The organism is Methylobacterium sp. 1A, from assembly GCF_058072805.1.
In genome coordinates this window covers 1,534,629-1,554,257 of the sequence record NZ_JBYQVE010000001.1, presented here as the reverse complement: position 1 = coordinate 1,554,257, position 19,629 = coordinate 1,534,629, and the positions used below count along the sequence as shown (strand labels likewise).

Annotated in this window: 17 protein-coding genes, 1 tRNA gene and 1 pseudogene; 11 read left to right on the top strand and 8 right to left on the bottom strand. The window is 65.7% G+C overall.

Annotation, left to right across the window (positions count from 1 at the left end):
- Positions 1 to 34 precede the first annotated feature (34 nt).
- Positions 35 to 373 carry a flagellar protein FlaG gene (locus ACX9MN_RS07620; RefSeq protein WP_020092829.1) on the top strand — a complete coding sequence of 113 codons (339 nt, stop codon included), beginning with the start codon at positions 35 to 37 and terminating at the stop codon, positions 371 to 373.
- A 10-nt stretch (positions 374 to 383) separates the two neighbouring features.
- Here ACX9MN_RS07620 and ACX9MN_RS07615 read toward each other — a convergent pair whose 3' ends face one another.
- Together ACX9MN_RS07615 and ACX9MN_RS07610 are read right to left on the bottom strand one after the other, a co-directional pair.
- Positions 384 to 1,208: a class II glutamine amidotransferase gene (locus ACX9MN_RS07615; protein WP_489724100.1), complete on the bottom strand. Its 825-nt coding sequence runs from the start codon at positions 1,206 to 1,208 to the stop codon at positions 384 to 386.
- A gap of 118 nt (positions 1,209 to 1,326) precedes the next feature.
- On the bottom strand, positions 1,327 to 3,096 hold the full coding sequence (locus ACX9MN_RS07610; protein WP_489724099.1) for an N-acetylglutaminylglutamine amidotransferase: 1,770 nt from the start codon (positions 3,094 to 3,096) through the stop codon (positions 1,327 to 1,329).
- A gap of 254 nt (positions 3,097 to 3,350) precedes the next feature.
- Between ACX9MN_RS07610 and ACX9MN_RS07605 the strand changes: the two genes are divergently transcribed.
- A tRNA-Gly gene (locus ACX9MN_RS07605) sits at positions 3,351 to 3,425 on the top strand.
- Between the two features lie 172 nt (positions 3,426 to 3,597).
- Here the strand turns inward: ACX9MN_RS07605 and ACX9MN_RS07600 are convergent.
- Positions 3,598 to 4,762: pseudogene (locus ACX9MN_RS07600) on the bottom strand (IS3 family transposase).
- Between the two features lie 136 nt (positions 4,763 to 4,898).
- On the opposite strand from ACX9MN_RS07600, the gene ACX9MN_RS07595 reads away from it, so the two are divergent.
- A complete protein-coding gene (locus ACX9MN_RS07595; RefSeq protein WP_489724098.1) occupies positions 4,899 to 5,165 on the top strand; it encodes a hypothetical protein in 267 nt (88 codons plus the stop codon).
- Between the two features lie 249 nt (positions 5,166 to 5,414).
- Here ACX9MN_RS07595 and ACX9MN_RS07590 read toward each other — a convergent pair whose 3' ends face one another.
- Positions 5,415 to 6,113 carry a DsbA family oxidoreductase gene (locus ACX9MN_RS07590; protein ID WP_489724097.1) on the bottom strand — a complete coding sequence of 233 codons (699 nt, stop codon included), beginning with the start codon at positions 6,111 to 6,113 and terminating at the stop codon, positions 5,415 to 5,417.
- Positions 6,106 to 6,729: an FMN-dependent NADH-azoreductase gene (locus tag ACX9MN_RS07585; protein ID WP_489724096.1), complete on the bottom strand. Its 624-nt coding sequence runs from the start codon at positions 6,727 to 6,729 to the stop codon at positions 6,106 to 6,108. Before ACX9MN_RS07585 ends, ACX9MN_RS07590 begins: the two co-directional genes overlap by 8 nt.
- An 86-nt stretch (positions 6,730 to 6,815) precedes the next feature.
- On the opposite strand from ACX9MN_RS07585, the gene ACX9MN_RS07580 reads away from it, so the two are divergent.
- The gene (locus ACX9MN_RS07580; RefSeq protein WP_489725215.1) at positions 6,816 to 7,223 is read left to right on the top strand and encodes a winged helix-turn-helix transcriptional regulator; all 408 of its coding nucleotides are present in this window, start codon (positions 6,816 to 6,818) and stop codon (positions 7,221 to 7,223) included.
- A 279-nt stretch (positions 7,224 to 7,502) separates the two neighbouring features.
- Here ACX9MN_RS07580 and ACX9MN_RS07575 read toward each other — a convergent pair whose 3' ends face one another.
- On the bottom strand, positions 7,503 to 7,988 hold the full coding sequence (locus tag ACX9MN_RS07575; RefSeq protein WP_489724095.1) for a response regulator: 486 nt from the start codon (positions 7,986 to 7,988) through the stop codon (positions 7,503 to 7,505).
- Positions 7,989 to 8,362: 374 nt separating this feature from the next.
- On the bottom strand, positions 8,363 to 9,427 hold the full coding sequence (locus ACX9MN_RS07570) for a catalase family protein (protein ID WP_489724094.1): 1,065 nt from the start codon (positions 9,425 to 9,427) through the stop codon (positions 8,363 to 8,365).
- A gap of 253 nt (positions 9,428 to 9,680) precedes the next feature.
- Between ACX9MN_RS07570 and ACX9MN_RS07565 the strand changes: the two genes are divergently transcribed.
- From ACX9MN_RS07565 to ACX9MN_RS07535, 7 genes are all read left to right on the top strand, one after another.
- The gene (locus ACX9MN_RS07565; RefSeq protein ID WP_489724093.1) at positions 9,681 to 10,763 is read left to right on the top strand and encodes a catalase family protein; all 1,083 of its coding nucleotides are present in this window, start codon (positions 9,681 to 9,683) and stop codon (positions 10,761 to 10,763) included.
- Between the two features lie 310 nt (positions 10,764 to 11,073).
- A complete protein-coding gene (locus ACX9MN_RS07560) occupies positions 11,074 to 11,655 on the top strand; it encodes a cupin domain-containing protein (protein ID WP_489724092.1) in 582 nt (193 codons plus the stop codon).
- Between the two features lie 371 nt (positions 11,656 to 12,026).
- Positions 12,027 to 12,833 (top strand): IclR family transcriptional regulator, encoded by an 807-nt coding sequence (locus ACX9MN_RS07555; RefSeq protein ID WP_489724091.1) that lies wholly within the window; start codon positions 12,027 to 12,029, stop codon positions 12,831 to 12,833.
- Between the two features lie 200 nt (positions 12,834 to 13,033).
- Positions 13,034 to 14,215, top strand: coding sequence for an aminotransferase class V-fold PLP-dependent enzyme (locus tag ACX9MN_RS07550; protein WP_489724090.1), 1,182 nt, complete (start codon positions 13,034 to 13,036; stop codon positions 14,213 to 14,215).
- Between the two features lie 105 nt (positions 14,216 to 14,320).
- Positions 14,321 to 15,652: a dicarboxylate/amino acid:cation symporter gene (locus ACX9MN_RS07545; protein ID WP_489724089.1), complete on the top strand. Its 1,332-nt coding sequence runs from the start codon at positions 14,321 to 14,323 to the stop codon at positions 15,650 to 15,652.
- A gap of 88 nt (positions 15,653 to 15,740) precedes the next feature.
- Positions 15,741 to 16,637, top strand: a complete 897-nt coding sequence (locus tag ACX9MN_RS07540; protein WP_489724088.1) for an amino acid ABC transporter substrate-binding protein — start codon at positions 15,741 to 15,743, stop codon at positions 16,635 to 16,637.
- A gap of 91 nt (positions 16,638 to 16,728) precedes the next feature.
- The gene (locus tag ACX9MN_RS07535) at positions 16,729 to 18,252 is read left to right on the top strand and encodes an aspartate ammonia-lyase (RefSeq protein ID WP_489724087.1); all 1,524 of its coding nucleotides are present in this window, start codon (positions 16,729 to 16,731) and stop codon (positions 18,250 to 18,252) included.
- 270 nt (positions 18,253 to 18,522) lie between these two features.
- Here the strand turns inward: ACX9MN_RS07535 and ACX9MN_RS07530 are convergent, their stop codons facing one another.
- Positions 18,523 to 19,077 carry a PAS domain-containing protein gene (locus tag ACX9MN_RS07530; protein WP_489724086.1) on the bottom strand — a complete coding sequence of 185 codons (555 nt, stop codon included), beginning with the start codon at positions 19,075 to 19,077 and terminating at the stop codon, positions 18,523 to 18,525.
- Positions 19,078 to 19,629 lie beyond the last annotated feature (552 nt).

Sequence of the window (19,629 nt, the reverse complement as noted above, 5' to 3'; positions counted from 1 at the left end):
AATCCTTCGATCACAGGATCGCAGGAGACCGGCGATGGAGATCCGAACGCTGACATCCACGACGCCGGGGCCGCAGGGCCTCGACGCGCTCGGAGCGACGGCCGCCGCCGCCGTGACCCAGCAGGCGCCCGAGCCCGAGACCTCTGCCAAGCCGCTCGAGCCCGCGGTGAAGCTCGACATCGGCACGAACGGCGGCAAGGCGCGGTACATACAGGATCCGGACACCAGCTCGATCGTGTTCCAGGTGGTCGATCCGTCGTCCGGCAACGTGATCGACCAGCTCCCGAGCGAGACCGCCCTGCGCAATCGCGCCTACGATTCCGCCCGCAGCACGCAGGGTTCGCAGAGCGGCAGCCTCTCCCGCGTCGCCTAAGCGGAGTCGCTCAGGCGCGCAGCCGGCGGACCGAGTCATCGACCGGCGGCGCGGCTAGGCCGAACTGCGCCAGCGGCAGGATCTCCACCGGCGCGTCCCGCCGCGCGACGAGCACGCTGTTCTCAGCGACCGTCGTCCAGGTGCCGTGATCCCGGTCGAGCGGCTCCGAGGCGACGACCACGCCGCCCTCCGATACGCGATAATAGAGCGAGTTCGCCTTGTCGTTGGCGGCGTACCGAAACGCGTAGAGATCGCGGCCGTCGGCCAGCGCCGCCGTGAACCGGAACGGATGCGGGCCGGCGAGGTCCGTGAGCCGCGCCAGCGCGCGCACCGTCGCCTCGACCGGATCACGGCGCGGCCCCGGCCCCATCAGGCCGCAGCCCAGCAGCCCGAGGAAGATCGCCTCGGAATCGGTGGTCCCCGCGCGCGACGGGTACAGCTCGTCCGGGATCAGCGCCTCGACCGGCCGCCGCAGGCGGCTCCAGTCGCCGATATAGCCGTTGTGCATGAACAGCCACGGACCGCAGGCGAAGGGATGGCAGTTCGGCCGGGTGATCGGCGTCCCGGTCGCGGCGCGCACGTGCGCGAAGAACAGGTGCGAGTGCAGGTGCCGGCACAGGTAGCGCAGGTTTTCGTCCGACCAGGCGGGCTGGACCTCGCGGTACCGGCCGGGCTCCGGGTGATCGCCGTACCAGCCGAGCCCGAACCCGTCGCCGTTGGTCGCCGCGGTCGATTCGAGCGCCGCGATGCTCTGCGAGACGAGGCTGTGGGACGGCTCGGTGACGTAGTGCTCCAGCGGGATGGTGCGTCCCGCATAGGCGATCCAGCGGCACATCGACGGGCTTCTCCGGGTGTCTGTCGACCGGCTGATCCAAGACGATCGTGGACAAAGCGCGGCACCTTGAGCGCGCGATCGATCACGATCGGTCGCGAAAGCCGTGCCGCGGCCCGCCTCAGACGCCGTGCGTCTGGAGCCAGCTCTCCAGGAGGGCAACCTGCCAGAGCTTCGAGTTGCCCTTGGGCGTCAGCGTGCCGTCGGGATCGGCGAGCAGGTGATCGACGTAGGCGCGGTTAAAGATGCCGCGCGCGCGCGCCTCGGGCCGGTCCAGCACGTCGCGGACGTAGTCGAGGAACGGGCCGCGGATGTGCTTCAGCGCCGGAACGGGGAAATACCCCTTCTCGCGGTCGATCACCTCGGCCGGGACCACCGTCCGCGCGGTCTCCTTGAGGATGTACTTGCCGCCGTCCCGGACCTTGAGCTCCGCCGGGATGCGGGCCGCCAGCTCGACGAGTTCGTGGTCGAGGAACGGCACCCGCGCCTCGAGGCCGCAGGCCATCGTCATGTTGTCGACCCGCTTGACCGGATCGTCGACCATCATGACCTCCTGGTCGAGTTGCAGAGTCTTGTCGATGGCGCTGTCGCTCCGCGAGTTCGCGAAGAAGGTCGCGATGTAGTCGGTGCTGTGATCGCCGCCGACCATGTCGGGCGTCAGGGCCTCCCGCATCTCGGCATGGTCGCGGTCGAAATACGCTTTCGCGTAGTCGGCGACCGGGTCCGTCGAGCCCATCAGCTTCGGATACCAGTGATAGCCGCCGAATACTTCGTCGGCGCCCTGCCCGCTCTGGATCACCGTCACGTGCTTGGCGACCTCCTGCGAGAGCAGGAGGAAGGCCACCGCGTCGTGGCTCATCTGCGGCTCCGACATCGCCGCGATGGCCGCGGGCAGCGCCTCCAGCGTCCGGGTGCCGTCGACCGCGAGCTTCGTGTGGTCGGTGGCGAAGGTCTCGGCGATGATGTCCGAGTACTTGAACTCGTCGCCTTCGACGCCGTTCACCGCGTCGAAGCCCACCGAGAAGGTCTTGAGGCCGCGCTGGCCACCGCGCGCCAGCAGGGCCACCAGCAGCGAGCTGTCCAGGCCGCCCGAGAGGAGAACCCCCGTCGGGACGTCGGCGACCTGCCGGCGCTCGACCGCGGTGCCGAGGGCGTCGAGGACGGCCTCGCGCCAGTCCGCCTCGGTCCGGCCACGGTCGGCCGCGCGGGGGCCGATCGCCAGGGTCCAGTAGGTCGACGCGTGCCGCGTCCCGTCCCGCTCGATCGTCAGGATCGTCGCCGGTGGCAGCTTGCGCACGCCCTTGAGGATGGTGAGCGGGGCCGGGACGCCCGCGTGCCAGCTCATGTAGTGGTGGAGCGCGACCGGATCGACCGCGGTATCGACGTCTCCGGCGGCGAGCAGGGCCGGGAGCGACGAGGCGAAGCGGAAGCGGCCCTTCGTCTCGCTGTAATAGAGCGGCTTCACGCCGAGCCGGTCGCGCGCCAGCACGACTCGCCCGGAATCCCGCTCCAGGATCGCGAAGGCGAACATGCCGGCGAAGCGCTCGACGCAGGCAGGTCCCCAGGCGTGGAAGGCCTTGAGCACCACTTCGGTGTCGCTCGTCGAGAAGAACGCGTAGCCCTTCGCCTCGAGTTCGGCGCGCAGCGCGCGGAAATTGTAGATGCAGCCGTTGAACACGATCGCGAGCCCGAGGGCGGGATCGATCATGGGCTGCTGCCCGGCCTCGGACAGGTCGATGATCTTGAGCCTGCGATGGCCGAAAACGACCCGGCCGGAACCGAAGAGCCCCGCTGCGTCGGGCCCGCGCGGCCGCAGAGATCCCATCATCGCGTCGACGGCGGCGGGGTCCGCCGGCCGGTCGAAGCAGATCTCGCCGCAGATTCCGCACATGGTGTCAGCAGGGTCTCGGTCCGGCGCCACGCGCGCTCCTTCGAGCGAAACGGCTCGCGCGCCGCGGCGTTCCGCCGACCCGGCCGGGACGCCGCGCCGGGCTCACGCGGGGTCGCCCGGGGATCACGACCGGGAGATGCCGGACCCGTTTGACGCCGTCGCCGTGGAACTGCTAGATCATGGCCGTACATGAGCGCACGGCGCCGTTCGGAGTTCGCGCTCCGCGACAGACCGTATCCGTGCCGACCATGTCGGCGGGCGTAGTTCAGTGGTAGAACGTCAGCTTCCCAAGCTGAATGTCGTCGGTTCGATCCCGATCGCCCGCTCCAATCCTCATAATCACTTCGTAGGGGACCGTGGTACGCTGACAGGCGAGCGTATCACCGTCAGCCGAATCAACGCTCGCTTCCGCGTTGTCCGAGCGCCCGCGAACTGCCACGCTGCCGGGACGACGACCCTCACCTGACCTGGCCGGTATTTTGGCCCGGGCCGAGTGGGAGGCTACTGCATGGTAGCGGCCATGGGTAGCCGGAAGACCAGATCTGGGAAGCTGACAGGCGCAGGTGGCCGATAGCCAATCGACGAATGCGGTCGGACGCGGTTGTAGGTGGATTGCCACAGACCAATCACGATCTGCGCCTCCTTCAGCGAGTCGAAGATCTCTTTGCGTAGGCACTCGTCGCGCAGCCTACCGTTGAAGCTCTCACAGTACACGTTCTCCCACGGCGATCCCGGTGCGATGTACGGGATCTGCGATCCAGCTTTGGCGACCCACTGGCGCAGCGCCTTCGAGATCAGCTCGGGGCCGTTATCGCAGCGGATGTGCTCCGGGATGCTGTGCAGGCACATCGCATCGGCCAGCGTCTCGATCACACCTACGCTGTTGATGCGTCGGGCCACCTTCAGCGCCAGGCATGTCCGACTGTGCTCGTCGATCAGCGTCAGGATGCGCAAGGTTCGGCCGTCGTGCGTCTGGGCCTGCACGAAGTCGAAGCTCCAGACGTGGTTGCGGCAGAGCGGGCGCAGCCGTTTGCCCGAGCCGTCGTTCAGCCAAAACCGGCTGCGCGGCCGATGCTTCTGCGGGACCTTCAGCCCCTCGCGACGCCAGATGCCCTCATCCTGAGGTTCTCGAAGGATGAACCCGGTCCTTGCCCACCTGCCACCCTGCCGCCTGCAGGAGCGCGGTGACGCGGCGATAGCCATAGCGCCCGTACTCGGACGCCAGGGCGATGATGGCGCGGGTCAGCTCATCCTCGTCCGCCAACAAGGTCGGCACGTAGCGTTGCATGCCGCGGTGCTGACCGACGATCCGGCAGGCGTGACGTTCGGAAGAGACCGTACTTCTCCCGGATCCCGTCCACCGCCTGCCGGCGTCGCTCGGGGGCTACAAGTTTCCCGAGGCGACGTCCGCCAGCACCTGATTCTCCAAGGATAGATCGGCTACCAGCCGCCACAGCCGCGCGTTCTCGCGCTCCAGGCTCTTCATCTTCCTGGCCTGATCGACTTGGAGACCGCCGTACTCCTTGCGCCAGCGGAAATAGCTCTGCTCGGAGATCTCCGCCTCCTTGCACGCCAGCGCCAAGCTCTTGCCCTGGGTCGTCTGCACCTCGATCTGGCGCAGCTTCAGCACCACCTGCTCCGCACTCGTCTTCTGACCTCGCCGCATGTCCAACTCCCTCGGTCCCAACTGATCCTCTCAATCAGCCCGGTCCAAAGCCAGCCGATCAGGTCAGTCCGACCGGCAGGCTTCGCTTGAATTCATAGACGTTTGGCCGGGAGATCTGGCCGGCTACGGGGACGTCATGAGGCGCCATATCGGATTCGCCGCCGGCAGGCTCGTCGCGTCCGGCCAGTTCAGCACGTTCCGGGCCATGGAGACGGCTGTCGTGCTGTTTCAGGACCCCGCCCTCAGAACGGGGCGGAACCAGATCTACCTTTGCGAGGTCGATGCCGCCAGCTTCAGGGGGTTTGGCCGAGAATTAAACGCCCTCACCGACAGCGATGCGCCGGAAGGCGGCTTCGCGGGTGTCTTCGCGGATCTCGCTCCGATACGCACGATCCCCCGGTAAACCTTCAATGACATCGTGGTGGAGGCCGACCTGAGTCTTGCGCGGCAAGCCGCCGGTTCAAGGAGTTGGTGAGAGCCGCAGAGTGGCCGAGGTGGGTAGGCTTCCGCCGGTCCGTTTCCGAGCAGCAACGGACAGAAGCGGAGCTTGTATCTTCTGCCGCTTCCGACCGTCGACCGGCGCAGATCTTGCTCATTCAGTCGAACGACGCTCGATCCATTTGCTCACGGGCTATCAGCGTGCTTACGATCCCTAATGGTTGGTCGTAGCCCCACCAGTGGCCTGTTGGATGGCCAAGGCAATCTCCTCCTCACTGCGTCCCCCGCTAACGGCGAAGCGGCCTCCGAAGACAAAGTGAGGGACCGACCTGACACCGGCGGCTGCCGACCGGGCCGCCTCCTGCTCGACGCGTCGGTGCTGCGCGGGATCGAGCGCCAGCGCGCGGGCTTCCTGACGCTCGAACCCGTAGGCCACGGCGATATCGGCGAGGATATCGGCGTCCGAGATGTTCTTGGCTTCTAGGAAATGGGCACCGGTAATCGCGACTGCGAGCCGGTGCTGCGTACCGCGTTCCCGCGCCGCGAGGATCAGCCCGTGCGCCGCCTGCGTCCTGTAGGTCCAGGCTTGGCGGCTCAGGTCTAGGTCGAGGCCGGACGCCCGCGCCTCCGCCTCGGGCCGGGCGAACGACACCTTCGGGTCGGTCACGCCATAGCGCGAGCGGAGAAGGTCGGGCATGTGCAGGCCCTCCGCGGGCGCATCGGGAAGCAGGAGGACCGGATGCTGACGAATGTCCACGTCGAGTTCGGAAAAACGCTCCGCCAGGACCTTGTCGAGACGATGGTGTCCGATGATGCACCAGGGACAAGTGACCTCGGTGTAAAGGTCGATTGGCAGCGTCATGGCATCACCCTGATCGGGCCGACGGGACTGGGGACCACTCAGATCACGCATGCAGCGTTTCCAGGACCGAGCGGACCCGGCCTGCGGTGACGTCGATGGCGGCCCGGGCCGCCTCCGGCCCGAAGACGGTGCCTTCCACCCGGACGAGTTCGACGTCGGTCAGTCCGATGAAGCCCAGCAGGTGGTGCAGATATCCGGTCTGGAAATCGAAGGGGGCCCATTCGCCTTCGGAGAAGACGCCGCCTGCGGCGGCAACGAGATAGACCTTCTTGCCGGTCAGGAAGCCTCGCGGCCTGCCGCCTTCGCCGTAACCGAAGGTCACGCCCGGCCAAGTGATGTGATCGAACCAGGCCTTGAGCTGCGACGGCGGGCCGAAATTGATCATGCCAGAGCCCAGGACGATCGAGTCGGCGGCCTTCACCTCATCGACAAGCTCCTGGGCAAGGCGGACCGCCTCGGCCTGCTCGGGCGTGCGCTCCTCGGGGGGCGCGACACGGCCTTGGATGTAGGCCTGTCCGATATGCGGCAGCGGGGCGGCCGTGAGATCGCGGATCGAGAGGGTGCCGCCTGTGCGAACCATCAAGCCTTCAGCGATCTGGGTCGCGAAGCGGGTGGATAGGCTATCGGTGCCACGGGGGCTCGACGTGACAAGGAGTATGGAGGCCATCGTTGATCCGACACGAACAGAACGGTAATTTATTGTTACCGACCCTATTAAAGTGCCTGCTCCGACCCTCGCAAGAAGGCATTCCTATGACACTTGGTGACATCGATTTTCCTACCCCCGGCGAAGGTGGCGATTGCCGGGTGGTTCGCGAAATCCTTGATCTCGTCGCCGACAAATGGAGCCTGTATGTCATCGCCACGCTCAAGGATGGACCGGTTCGGTTCAATGAGCTGCGGCGTCGGATCGACGGGATCTCGCAACGAATGCTGACGATCACCTTGCGCGGACTGGAACGCAACGGCCTGGTCAAGCGGACACTATTCGCGACTATTCCGCCGCGCGTGGATTATGAATTAACGGATATGGGGCGGACCCTGTTCACTCCGGTTATGGCTCTCGTGACTTGGGCGAACACCAACCAGGGCAGCATCCAACGCGCCGGAGTCCGATATGATGAAAGCCAGGGCGTGCGCGCGGGACAGCCCGCACAGTAGCCTGACGCTGACGGCGGCTTCGTCTTTGTTCTTAGGCGAGCCGCGCCATCAAGCTGCGCCCTACACCACCAAGAAGTGGCCGCTTTTGGGTTGCACGGACGGCGACTTGAATGTCTGTGTTGGGTCGGTCGCGGGAGGACCCCTCTGGGTAGATTTCAGTCAGCTTAGGTTCTGAAAGTCGTCAAAGACGATATCGCCGTCCCGCCCACTCGACGCCCGCACCGACATTGTGGCAGCCAAGCCGAATGTGTTCAGACTTAGCCGGCCTGACGCCCGGGGCTACGTTTTGTCCGGCTCGGTCGTGGAAGCTGCGACAACGCCCATCCCGCTGCCCATCTCCGTCCCGGTATGGGGCGGCACGCCGCTCGGGAGCACGGGAGCGCCTGAGGGCTCGTCCTGTACCTGTGCGAGGCCAGCTTCCACCTCATGGATGAGGTCTGCAAAGTCGTAGGGCTTGCTGAGCAGTCGCGTGCCCGGCGGCAACTCCTCTCGGAGATCTGATCCGGCTCCCGAGGTGACGATAATGCCGACAGTGGGCCAACGGTGATGAACGAGGTGGGCAAGGGCAACACCATCGCCCACGATGCCGCGTCCAGTGATCAGCATGCTCACAGGCATCGGTCCTTCGAGAACCGCCAGCGCCTCGGCGGCTGTGCGGACCTCTATGGTCTGGAAGCCGACGTCTTCCAGCATGTCGGCCGTGACCATACGGACGACCTCATCAGCCTCCGCGATGAGGATGGCTAAAGGCCTGCTGTTAGCCAAAACCGTGCTCCGTATGATCAGGCCGGGAGCGCTCACCGCTCTCAGGCACTGACGGCCGGGTCCGAAGCCAGTGATGACCCCTTATGCGCTATTTATTCGCCCAGGGCGATGACCGTGGTTTGTGGCGGCTCGTCTCCTACGGGCGTACCCTGGCAAGGCCGCCTTCCCCGAACGGACGTCGCCGGGCTGTCGATGAATGGCGGCTTTCGGGAAGCGTCAATGCAGATCTGTACGGCCCGAGTGGGTCGGTCGCGGAATGACCGGAAAGGGTGGATTTCTGCCTGTCTGGTTTCGAGCGGATTAGCGGTGAAGCAGACATCGCCGTCGAGCTCGACCCACGATACCTACGGCAGTTGGAACTTCAGGATATCGCTTCAGCGCGCCGCACCCGGCTCGTGGATCGGGCAGCGGTTGAACCGCTCGCGGAACCCGGCCGAATGCCTGTAGGGGGCGTTGCGGGCGCGGTTGATGTTACCGAGGGGGCGGTGAGCTGCAAGGCCGGTCCAGACGCTGAAGCGCATCTCCTCGTCTACCGCCTGCACCCGGGCGGGGTCCCAACTGTCCTGCGGTTGAACCCGGACGACCCCAACCCGCTGGAACGGTGTCTCGTCCTCCTTCCACTCCATCGTCGGGTCCTCGACCGGCTGGCGTTCGAGGTCGCGGCAGAGTTGGACCCGGAACTCCCATTCACCGGTAAGACCGATCATTTCAGACTGCACCGTCTCGCGAATGGCGTTCGGGCGGCCGGAGGCATCGATCTCAGTGCCGGTGAGGGCGGTCAAAGCCGGCGCGACGGGGGCCAGCGAGAACTTGGCGATGTAGTCGCCGTACCGGAACGGGGTCAGGCTGTAGTAGGTCTCGCCGAGCGGATCGACATTGGGCGCGCCGCCCAGGGAACCGATGGTGGGGCTGTCGATGCCCACCGCATGCAGAGCCTTGTTGACGCCGCGTAAGACCGTGGAGGCGGCGACCTTCAGCCCCTCGGCGCGGTCCGTGGTGCCGGCCAGCAGCTTGAGGCTGCCCAGGAACTTCTCGGCGTTCGGCGCTTGGAACACCTTGCCGTTGACCATGATGAAGTTCTGGGTCGTCCCCTCCGCATCCGGCAGGCGCTCGCCCTCGACGTCCAGCACCTTGAGGGCGAGGCCTCTGGGCAGGGAGACCGCATCGGGGAGGATGTCGCCGGCGTTGGTCGACAACCGCATATAGACCTTGTGCTGGCCTGGCTCGGCGAACAGGCCCTGGGCCAGCTCCGGGGACAGGCCGGCATCAATGGTGAGCACCCCTTCGAGGATGCCGTGGGACTTGGCGTGAACCGAGCGCATGGCGTGCCCGGAATCCGCCGCGACCCGGTTCAGGATCTTATCGAAGGTCTGGTTGAGCTGCTTGATGGTCTGCCCTTCGTCCGGCGTCACCGCCTCGACGTCAGGAGCGTATCGCACCGGTGATCGCAAGGTCTGTCTCCCGCTGGCGGCCAGGACAGAACACCCGCTCCCCCGGCCACGTTCCGGGTTGTGCGACATTCAATCGCCCATGAACGAGGTGTGGAACGGCAGGAGGCCGGCGCGGCTTGTCGGCAGTGCGGTCTCTCTCCGCCCAGGCACGGCCGCGATCCGGCAGCCTTCGGACCCCGCGTCCCGATCCCAGCCTTCGTCAAACCATCCTGCAGGCGGACGACACGTCGAGGATAAGCCGATGACATTCCTTCGCTACGCCCCCGACGTCGAGACGCCCGCCCCGGACGAGCAGAAGTCCATCGACGGCATCATCCAGGGGATGACGCAGCAGTCGCAGGTGGTGGAGAAGCGCGAGCACCACGCGGTACGCGCGAGCCACGCCAAAAGCTCCGCCTGCGTCGTCGGGGATCTGGTCGTTCCGGAGAACCTGCCCCCGGAACTCGCGCAGGGCCTGTTCGCCAAGCCTGGAACGTACAAGGTGGCCGTGCGCTTCGCGCAGGGCCCAGGCGAGACCCTCGGTGACCGGGTGTCCACGCACCGCGGCATGTCGATCAAGGTCTTCGGGGTGCCGGGCGAGAAGCTGCCTGGGCACGACGTCGACACCCAGGACTTCGTGCTGGCCACCGGTACGACCTTCCCGTCGGGCACGGCGGCGGGCTTCCTGCGCGACGGCACGGTCATCGGGAAATCGACGGGCCTGCCGGAGGGCGTGAAGAGCGTCGTCGCGGCCACGGCGCGCAACCTCAATCGGGTTCTGCACGCGTTCGGCACGGAGAGCGCCATGGCCGATTTCCTCGGCCATCCCTACAGCCACCCGCTCGCCGACAGCTACTTCAGTCAGGCCCCGATGCGGTTCGGCGACTACGTCGCCAAGATCGGGGCGGTCCCGGCTTCGCCCGCCCAACGTAACCTCGCCGAATGGCGCCTTGATCCACACGGGGACGAGGACGGTTTCCGTCACGCGGCCGCGGCCTTCTTCCGCGACAACGAGGTGGTCTACGAGTTAAAGGCGCAGCTTTGGGCGGATGCCGAGCGCCAGCCCATCGAGGATGCCTCGGTCGACTGGCCGGTCGCGATCAGCTCGTACCGCACGGTGGCGACGCTCCGCCTGCCCCAGCAGGATGCCTACTCCCCTAAGCGGGTTCGCTACTTCGACGAGGTGATGACCTTCCGCCCCGCGCACAGCCTCACGGCGCACCAGCCGCTCGGTTCGGTGATGCGGGCGCGGCTTCAGGTCTACCGGGCGCTGAGCGATTTCCGCCACCGGGAGAACGGCGTCACCGCCGAGAACACCGCATCGCCGGAGAGCATTCCGGCCTGAGGCCGACTCCTTCAGCGTCCCGAATGGACCGATAGCAGTCCCATCAACCTGAGGGACGCTGAAAGCCTCGACGGTTTCAGGAGCGGCTTCGGCCTCGGTACGACGGAGGCGGGACCAGCTACGTGGCTTGCGCCTTCCATTGGCGCCTTTTACCGAAATTATCTGTACTTTACGGCATATTTGCAAGCAACGGCCGCACAACATACGATTGCTAATAACTGTATGGCAGTCTTACGGGAAGTATTCTACCCGAGGCTTGATCAACGATCCAGCCGACGCGTCCCTTGCGCGCATTGCGGGGAGCGAGACGATGGCCCTCGACACCGCCAGGGTGGCCGAGACTCGATTGTGCGCTAACTGGTCCTCGAGCCTGTCGCCAACGGGCGGGGGACGATCCATGACCAACCGCCTTCGGACCATTGCCACCGGTTTCGCGGCCTTGATCGCCAGCACGGGCGCGGGCCTCGCGCAGGACCATGGGACGCACGGCGCGGTTGCGCTGCCGGATGCCGCGAGCGCGACCTACCAACCGGGACCGCCGAACCTACCGAAGGGCACGCAGATCAGCATGGTCTCAGGCGATCCGAGCAAGCCTGGCCCCTTTGTCCTAAGGGTGAAATTTCCCTCCCACACGGTGATCGCGCCCCATACTCATTCCGAAGCCGAGACGCTGACGATCCTCTCGGGCTCGATCTATCACGAGCACGGCACGACCATCGACAAGGCGAAAGGCAAGGAGCTGCGCGCGGGCGGGTTCGTGTTCCTGCCCAAGGACATGCCGCATTCGCTCTGGACCAGTGAGCAGCCGGTAGAGCTTCAGGTGAATGGCTCTGGGCCCTTCGGGCTGAACTACATCAACCCCGCCGACGACCCGAGCAAGTCGGTTCAGTAGATCTGGTCCCTCGTACCAAACGCCTCATCCGAGGTGCCCGCTACGACGGACACTGCGCCCGCAATGGCCCCTCTGTCGTGTTGAGGAGGCGCCGCTATTCGGCCGCGTCGAGGAGTCGAAGGAGACTGCAGATCCGTGCCCTGTCCTCCCGTCCATCTGCGCCGGCCTGATACCGTTTGCTCAGGGTGAATTTCCGCCGGTCCGCTTTCGGGCAGAAAGACACCGAGGCGGACGCAGCCTTCCCGGAGGCAGTAGGGCGAGAGTTTGCGTTTTGAGCTCAGGTCTCGATGAGGCATCCCCGCCGGTCGGTAGCCCTTGCATGTTCGTGCAACTAGGGCACAGCCGAGCGTAAGCCGTACGAGGAAGCCAACGTGGCCGATGAACTTGACAGGTCGCGCGACGCGCCACTGGATCGGGCCCTGGCCATCCTGACCTTCGTGGCCGAGCAACGGAAGGCACTGTCGACGGCCGAGATCGCCTCGGCCCTCGCCCTGCCGCTTCCCACCGCGCATCGACTTATCGGCAACCTTGAGGACCGCGGTCTAATCCAGAAGGCCCTCGGCACGAAGCGCTATGTCGTCGGGAGCACGCTGGTCACCCTCTCGGCCAAGACCATCGGGGCAGCCTTCCGCACGGTGCGGCGGCATGCGGTCCTGAGCGCGGTGGCCGACCGGATCGGCGAGCAGTGCGAGATCGGCATCGTCCGCGACAACGCGGTGGCATACGTCGACAGCGTGCAGACGAAGCAACAGCAGGGCCTGCAGTTCAATCCCGGATCAGCCGCACCGCTCCACTGCACCTCGACGGGCAAGATCTACATGAGCCGGCTGCCTACCAATGTCCGGCAACGACTCGCTCACTCCCTTCCGCTCGCGCAGTACACTCCGACGACCATCGCGGACCCGAAGACGCTTCTCGCTCAGCTCGACGTGATCCGGCGCAGGGGCTGGGCGAAAACCAACGAGGAATACGTACTCGGCGTCGTCGGCTGCGCCGTGCCCATCGTCTCGCCAAAGGGGGACCTGATCGCTTGCCTGGGCGTGTCGGTGCCCTCCGCCCGCGTCGGCTTCGAGGACCTCGACGCGTTCATTGGGCCCCTGCAGGAAGCGGCCGCCCTCCTGTCCAGCACCATCCTGCAAGACAACGACGATTTCGATAATTCTCAATTTTCGGAATGAAAAATACCACTGCATGGTGATCCGGCTCGACGCGTAGCGGATGTAGTGTATTTTCTTGTCATGCCACTGACATGCCCGGCTTTTGGGCACGGATTGGCAGATAAAGCAGCACTGCCGCCATTCAAATCTTGAGATGGGTCGAAGGCTCACCGGGACTTCCGGCGCAACGCCTCGTCGCGTCTGCGCTACCGGAGGGTATCATGACCCAGCACTACGACGTCGCCGCCGTTCGCCAGGCGTTTCCGGCCGCCGAGCACGTGGTCTATCTCGACAGCGGCTTCCAGACCCCGCTCTCCCGCCCCGTGAAGGAGGCGTACGAGCGCTTCCTGCGCGAAGGGTTCGAGACCGCCGGCCCCAAGCAGGTCTGGCTCAGCCGCCTCGAAGAGACCCGCGCCAAGGTCGCGACGCTGCTCGGCGCGCAGCCCCACGAGATCGCGTTCACCAAGAACACCTCGGAGAGCATGAACATCGCCGCCAACGCGCTGCCGCTGAAGGCCGGCGACAAGGTGCTGATGATCCACGGCGACCATCCGAACAACGCCTACGCCTTCCTCAACCTGAAGAAGAAGGGCGTCGAGGTCGTGTTCATCCCGATGACCCAGGTGGTGAACGCCGACAGCTTCCGCTCGCACATCGACGACAGGACGCGGGCGATCTCCATGTCGCACGTCTCCTTCCACGCCGGCCATCGGTTCGATGTCGAGAGCGTCGGCGAGCTGTGCGAGCGGCACGGCCTCTACTTCGTCGTCGATGTGATGCAGGGCATCGGCGTGACACCCATCGACGCCAAGGCGATGAAGGCGACCTTCATCGGCTCGGGCACCCACAAGGGCCTGCTGGTGCCCCAGGGGTTGGGCCTGCTCTACTGGGACTCCTCCAAGATCGAGATGGAGCCGGCCTACCTCGCCGCGGCCAGCCTCGCCGAGCCGCCGACCGACTTCATCGCCCGCGAGGACAACATGGCCCTGCCGGCGACGGCGGGCCGGTTCGAGCTCGGCAACTACAACCTCCCGGCCATCCAGGGCCTGGGTGCCGCCATCGACCTCATCAACACGGTCGGCATCGAGAACATCGAGGGCCACTGCTTCGACCTCGGCGACTACCTCATCGAGCGCCTCGACGAACTCGATGTCGGCCTGGTCGGCCCGCGCGACCGCCAGCACCGCGCGCCGCATATCTACGTCATCGCCCTGCCGGCGGCCGAGTGGCTCGACTACTTCACGCAGAACGGCATCCGCGTCTCGCCCGAGCGCGACGGCATCCGGGTGTCGCTCGGTATGTTCAACACCACGGCGGACATCGATCGGCTGATCGAGGCGGTCCGCGCCCGCAACGTGCCCTCGACGCAGGCGCGCACCGCTGTGCTGTCCAAGCTCGGATAGGCCGACGAGCCTCTCCAATCCTGATCGTTGCCGGCAGCCGAGACGCAATAAAAACAAGCGCCACGCTCGATTGCCGCTCCACTCGGTGGCGCGGAGGACGACGTCATGCAAGTGAGCAGCAAACCTCACGCCTCGAACAGGCTGACTACCTACATCATGGTCAGCCTGTTTCTCGGAATAGCGACCGGTTACCTGTGCAACACTTTCGCGACGCCGGCCGAGGCCAAGGCAATTGCCGGGTACTTTACCATCGTGTCGGATGTCTTCCTGCGCATGATCAAGATGATCATCGCACCGCTGGTGTTCGCCACCATCGTCTCCGGCATCTCCAGCCTCGGCGCGAGTGGCGGCGCCGTCGGCCGGGTAGCCTTCAAGGCGCTGGGCTGGTTCATCACCGCCTCCGTGGTGTCCCTGTCCATCGGCCTTCTGCTCGCCAACCTCCTGCATCCCGGTCACGGCCTGAATCTGCCGCTCCCTGAAGCCAGCGCCACCACGAACCTGCAGACCGGTGCCCTGAACCTCAAGGATTTCGTGGCGCACGTCGTGCCCGTCAGCATCGTCCAGGCGATGGCGACCAACGAGGTGCTTCAGATCCTCGTCTTCTCCGTCTTCTTCGGCTTCGCCCTGAGCTCCGTGAAGACCTCGCTCGCCCCGACCGTCGCCAAGTCGATCGACGAGATCGTCCCGATCATGCTCAAGTTCACCGACTACGTGATGCGCTTCGCGCCGGTCGGCGTGTTCGCTGCGATGGCGGCCGTCATCACTACGCAGGGCGTCGGCGTGCTGGTGACCTACGGGAAGTTCGTCAGCGCCTTCTACTTCGGCCTCGCGGTTCTCTGGGTCGTCATCATCGCGGCCGGAACCGTGGTGCTCGGCGGGGCGATCAAGACCCTGCTGCGCCTGCTGCGGCAACCGATGATGATCGCCTTCTCCACGTCGAGCAGCGAGGCCGCCTTCCCGAAGATGGTCGAGCAGTTGATGAAGTTTGGCGTCTCGGAGCGCATCACCGGCTTCGTGCTGCCGCTGGGCTACTCGTTCAATCTCGACGGCTCGATGATGTACCAGACCTTCGCGGCCCTGTTCGTCGCGCAGGCCTTCGGCATCGAGATGGACCTCTCGACGCAGATCACCATGCTGCTGGTCCTGATGGTGACCAGCAAGGGCATCGCCGGCGTGCCCCGGGCCTCCCTGGTCGTGGTGGCGGCGACGATCCCCTCGTTCAACCTCCCCGCCGCCGGTCTCGTCCTGCTGGTCGGCATCGACGCCTTCCTCGACATGGGCCGCACCATGACGAACGTCATCGGCAACGGTGTCGCGACCGCCGTCGTCGCCAAGTGGGAGAACGAGCTCGGCGCCCCGGTCGAGGACGATGCCGAGTTCCTGTCCCCGGTCGGCGTCGTGACGCCGACCGGCGCGGCTCAAAGTGCTCCAGCCTAGCCGACCAAACCCGTCCCACGGCGCGCGCCGTGTGGTCAGGCCCCCCGAGACCCGACCGAGGTCCGTATCTATCCAGAGGAGATGATCGATGTTTCAGGGCAAGAACTTCGTACGGCTGTCTTGCGCGCTCGCACTCGGCCTCGCCACCACGGCGGCATCGGCCGAGAGCCCGATGCTGGCCAAGATCAAGCGAACCGGCAGCGTGACGCTCGGCTACCGGGAGTCCTCGATCCCGTTCTCCTATCTCGACAACGGCCAGAAGCCCGTAGGCTTCTCCCTCGACCTGTGCGCGCAGGTCGTCGACAGGATCAAGACCGACCTCAAGCTCGACAAGCTCGCGGTCAAGCTTCAGCCGGTCGACTCGTCCAACCGCATCCCGCTTGTCCAGAACGGGACCATCGACATGGAATGCGGGGCGACGTCGAGCAGCCCCGCCCGGCTGAAGCAGGTCTCCTTCACGCTCGCGATCTTCGTCTCGTCGGCGAGGTGGCTGACCAAGGTCTCCTCCCGCATCCACGACGTAAGAGAACTCGACGGCAAGACCGTGGTCGTCACGCAGGGCTCGAACGCCACCGGCTTCGCGTTCGGCATCAAGGCCAAGGGCGGCACATTCAACATTATCCAGGGCAAGGACCATGCAGAGTCCATGCTGACGCTCCAGAGCGGGCGCGCCGCCGCCTTCATGGAGGACGACATCCTGCTCGCCAGCCTGAAGGCCCGCGCGCCCGATCCCGCCGCGTACGCCTTCCTGGCCGAGACCTACACGCTTGTGCCCTACGGGCTGATGCTGCCGAAGGACGACCCCGAGTTCAAGGCGCTCGCCGACGACGTCCTCAAGAGCATGATGGCCTCCGGTGCCTTCACCAAGCTCTACGCCAAGTGGTTCGAGAGCCCGATCCCGCCCCACAACGAGAACCTGAACTTCCCGATGTCCGACGCCCTGAAGGAACGCGTCGCGCACCCGAGCGACTCGGTCGATTTTTGACCGGCCGCCCGGGACTATGATGTCATCCCGACGAATGCGGGCCGAGCGTTTCCTGGAGGGGGCCACTCACATGTCCAAGAGGCAGCCTGACGTGATCAAGGAAGACGGAGAGCCGGCGGCGGAGGCATCGGTTCAGCGGGATGCACCCACCGAGTTGGCGGTCGCCACGGTCCGCACCGTGGACCTGCAGACCGCCAAGACCCGCTCCGAGCACGACCTGCTCGGCGACGGTGATGTCCCGGCTGACGCGCTCTGGGGCATCCACACCAAGCGCGCGGTGACCAACTTCCCGATCACGGGCGTGCCGGTCGGCCACTTTCCGGAATTCGTCCGGGCGCTCGCCCTGGTGAAGCAGGCCGCCGCCCGCGCGAACCGGCGCCTGGGCTACCTGGAGCCCGGCAAGGCCGACGTGATCGAGCGGGCCTGCACCCTGGTCGCCGAGGATCGGGGCTACGACGCCGCCTTCGTGGTCGATGCCATCCAGGGCGGGGCCGGCACCTCGACCAACATGAACACCAACGAGGTGATCGCCAACGTCGCCCTCGGGCTGATGGGACGGAAGCCAGGCGACTACGCCGCGCTCCACCCCAACGACGACGTGAACATGGCGCAGAGCACCAACGACGCCTACCCGACGGCCCTGCGGCTGGCGGTGATCTTCGGGACGCAGCCGCTGGTGAAGGCGCTCGACGACCTCGCCTACGCGTTCAAGAGCAAGGCGGTGGAGTTCGCCGATGTGCTCAAGATGGGCCGGACTCAGCTCCAGGACGCCGTGCCGATGACCCTTGGGCAGGAGTTCGACGGCTTCCACGCCACCATCAAGGAGGACGTGGCGCACCTCGGCGAGATCGTCGCCCTGTTCCGCGAGGTGAACCTCGGCGCGACCGCCATCGGGACCGGCATCAACGCCGATCCGCGCTACGCCGCCCTGGCCGTGGAGGAACTGTCACGGGTCTCCGGCCAGTCGATGGTGCTGGCCTCGAACCTTATCGAGGCGACCTCCGACCTCGGCGCGTTCGTGCTGTTCTCCGGCACCTTGAAGCGCGTGGCGGTCAAGCTCTCGAAGATCTGCAACGACCTGCGGCTGCTGTCCTCGGGCCCGCGCACGGGCTTCGGGGAGATCCGGCTTCCGGCCGTGCAGGCCGGCTCCTCGATCATGCCGGGCAAAGTCAACCCAGTGATCCCGGAGGTGGTGAACCAGGTCGCCTACATGGTGATCGGCCAGGACCTCACCGTGACGCTTTGCGCCGAGGGCGGGCAACTGCAGCTCAACGCCTTCGAGCCGACGATCGGCTACTGCGTGCTGTCGTCCCTTCGGATGCTGACGGCGGCGGTGGACACGCTGACCAAGCGTTGCGTCGAGGGCATAGAGGCTGACCGGGAGCGCTGCCGGGCTCTGGTGCAAGGCTCGATTGGGTTGGTGACGGCACTCGCCCCGACGCTTGGCTACGAAGCTAGCTCTCGGGTCGCGCAACGCGCGCTAAAGGAGAACCGACCGGTGGCCGAGCTCGTCTTGGAGGAAGGGCTGCTCACCGAGACGGAACTCAACAAGCTGCTCGAACTGGAGGCGATGATCCAGCCGACACGACGCCAGAAAGCGGCCACCGCGCCATAGGTCGTTACATTGCGTTCGCAGTGTATTTGGGGGCGTCGCTGGCGGCGTTGGATGCTGCTCATTAACGCAGGGGGAAGTGTCTGCTTTCAGGGAGCGCCAGCGGTTGTGCGCACGGCTGCTATGGGTCGAAGGCGGGCCGTCTGTTTCAGTGCATTGGGTCAGGGCTCGCTTCCCATCCCGAGCCGAAATTTCCGGAGGGCTTACGAATAGCCGCTCTCGGAAACAGCCAAGGGCCGACTTTATGGCATCCTTGGGCGAACAGCAGCCCATTCAATGGAAGCGGTCGGGCGGTTCAGACGAGCTCATGCTCCGCGCCAGCAGAATGCCCGCCACCACGAGTGCCTGTCTCAGCACAGGGAGCATTTCCTTGGCGCTGTCCTGCTCAATGAGCCCGTGCGCGATCAGCAGGTAGTCAGCTACGGCTTCCAGAGCTGAGCCGGGTGGCGTCGTCGGGCTCATAGGCGGAGGGACAAAGCGCGCGAGGGTGCCGTAGGCACTCAGCGGCTCCGAGCCACTGGGGATGATCTCGGTTAGTGAGCCTAGGTAGCCCAGGAAGGTGTGCCCCGGTGGACCATAGGATGGCACCGCGCCGATCATCACCCAGGCGTAGCTGCCATCGGCCCGACGTAGGCGAGTGCGGAGGCTGTACTCGCTCTGCTGATCACGGACGCTGCGCAGGAAAGTGACGGCAGTCTCGTAGTCGTCAGGATGCATGCAGGTGAGCCATCCGTGTCCCACGGCTTCAGCAGCTGCTTGGCCGGTGAATGCGGCCCACTCGGGGCTGACGTAGGTCACGCGGCCGTCCGCCTGTGTGACGAAGATCATTTCGATATATCCGAGAGCCGAATGGTGGGTTGTCGGACCGTAAGCTGTATAAAAGATTGGCTTCGTCCAGAAGTTGACAGGCGCTTTCTGAGACACTTTCTGCGCGAGGGGCCTCGGCACCATCATGAACGGGGTGCGATCCCGCAGGCAGGCGGCGTTTCGGAAAACCGCTTAGGCGTACGGCGTACCCCACGGACAGTTCTTAGCGGGTGTGCCCTCGGCAGTATCGATGGCAAGGGAGGACGAGTGCGAATGACCGCTTCCGGGACGCACCGACGGCGGCCCAAGCAGTTGGTATGGGTCGATAGGGGGCCGTCCGCTTTTTTCGCGGACCTTCACGGAAGCGGACCGGCGGCTTTCGGCCATACTTCGTCACGCCGAATTACCGGCGCGCAGGACCTGACATTCGGCTGCGCGCCCATTCCAGTCACTAGATGGCCCTCTTGTGCGTCTCCGAAGCAGACATCGATCAAGCCGGCGGCCACGACATCCCCCGGAGGGGTCGCCCCGATCAGGTCCCGAGCCCGTCCAGGGCCTTGGTGGCCTCCTGCA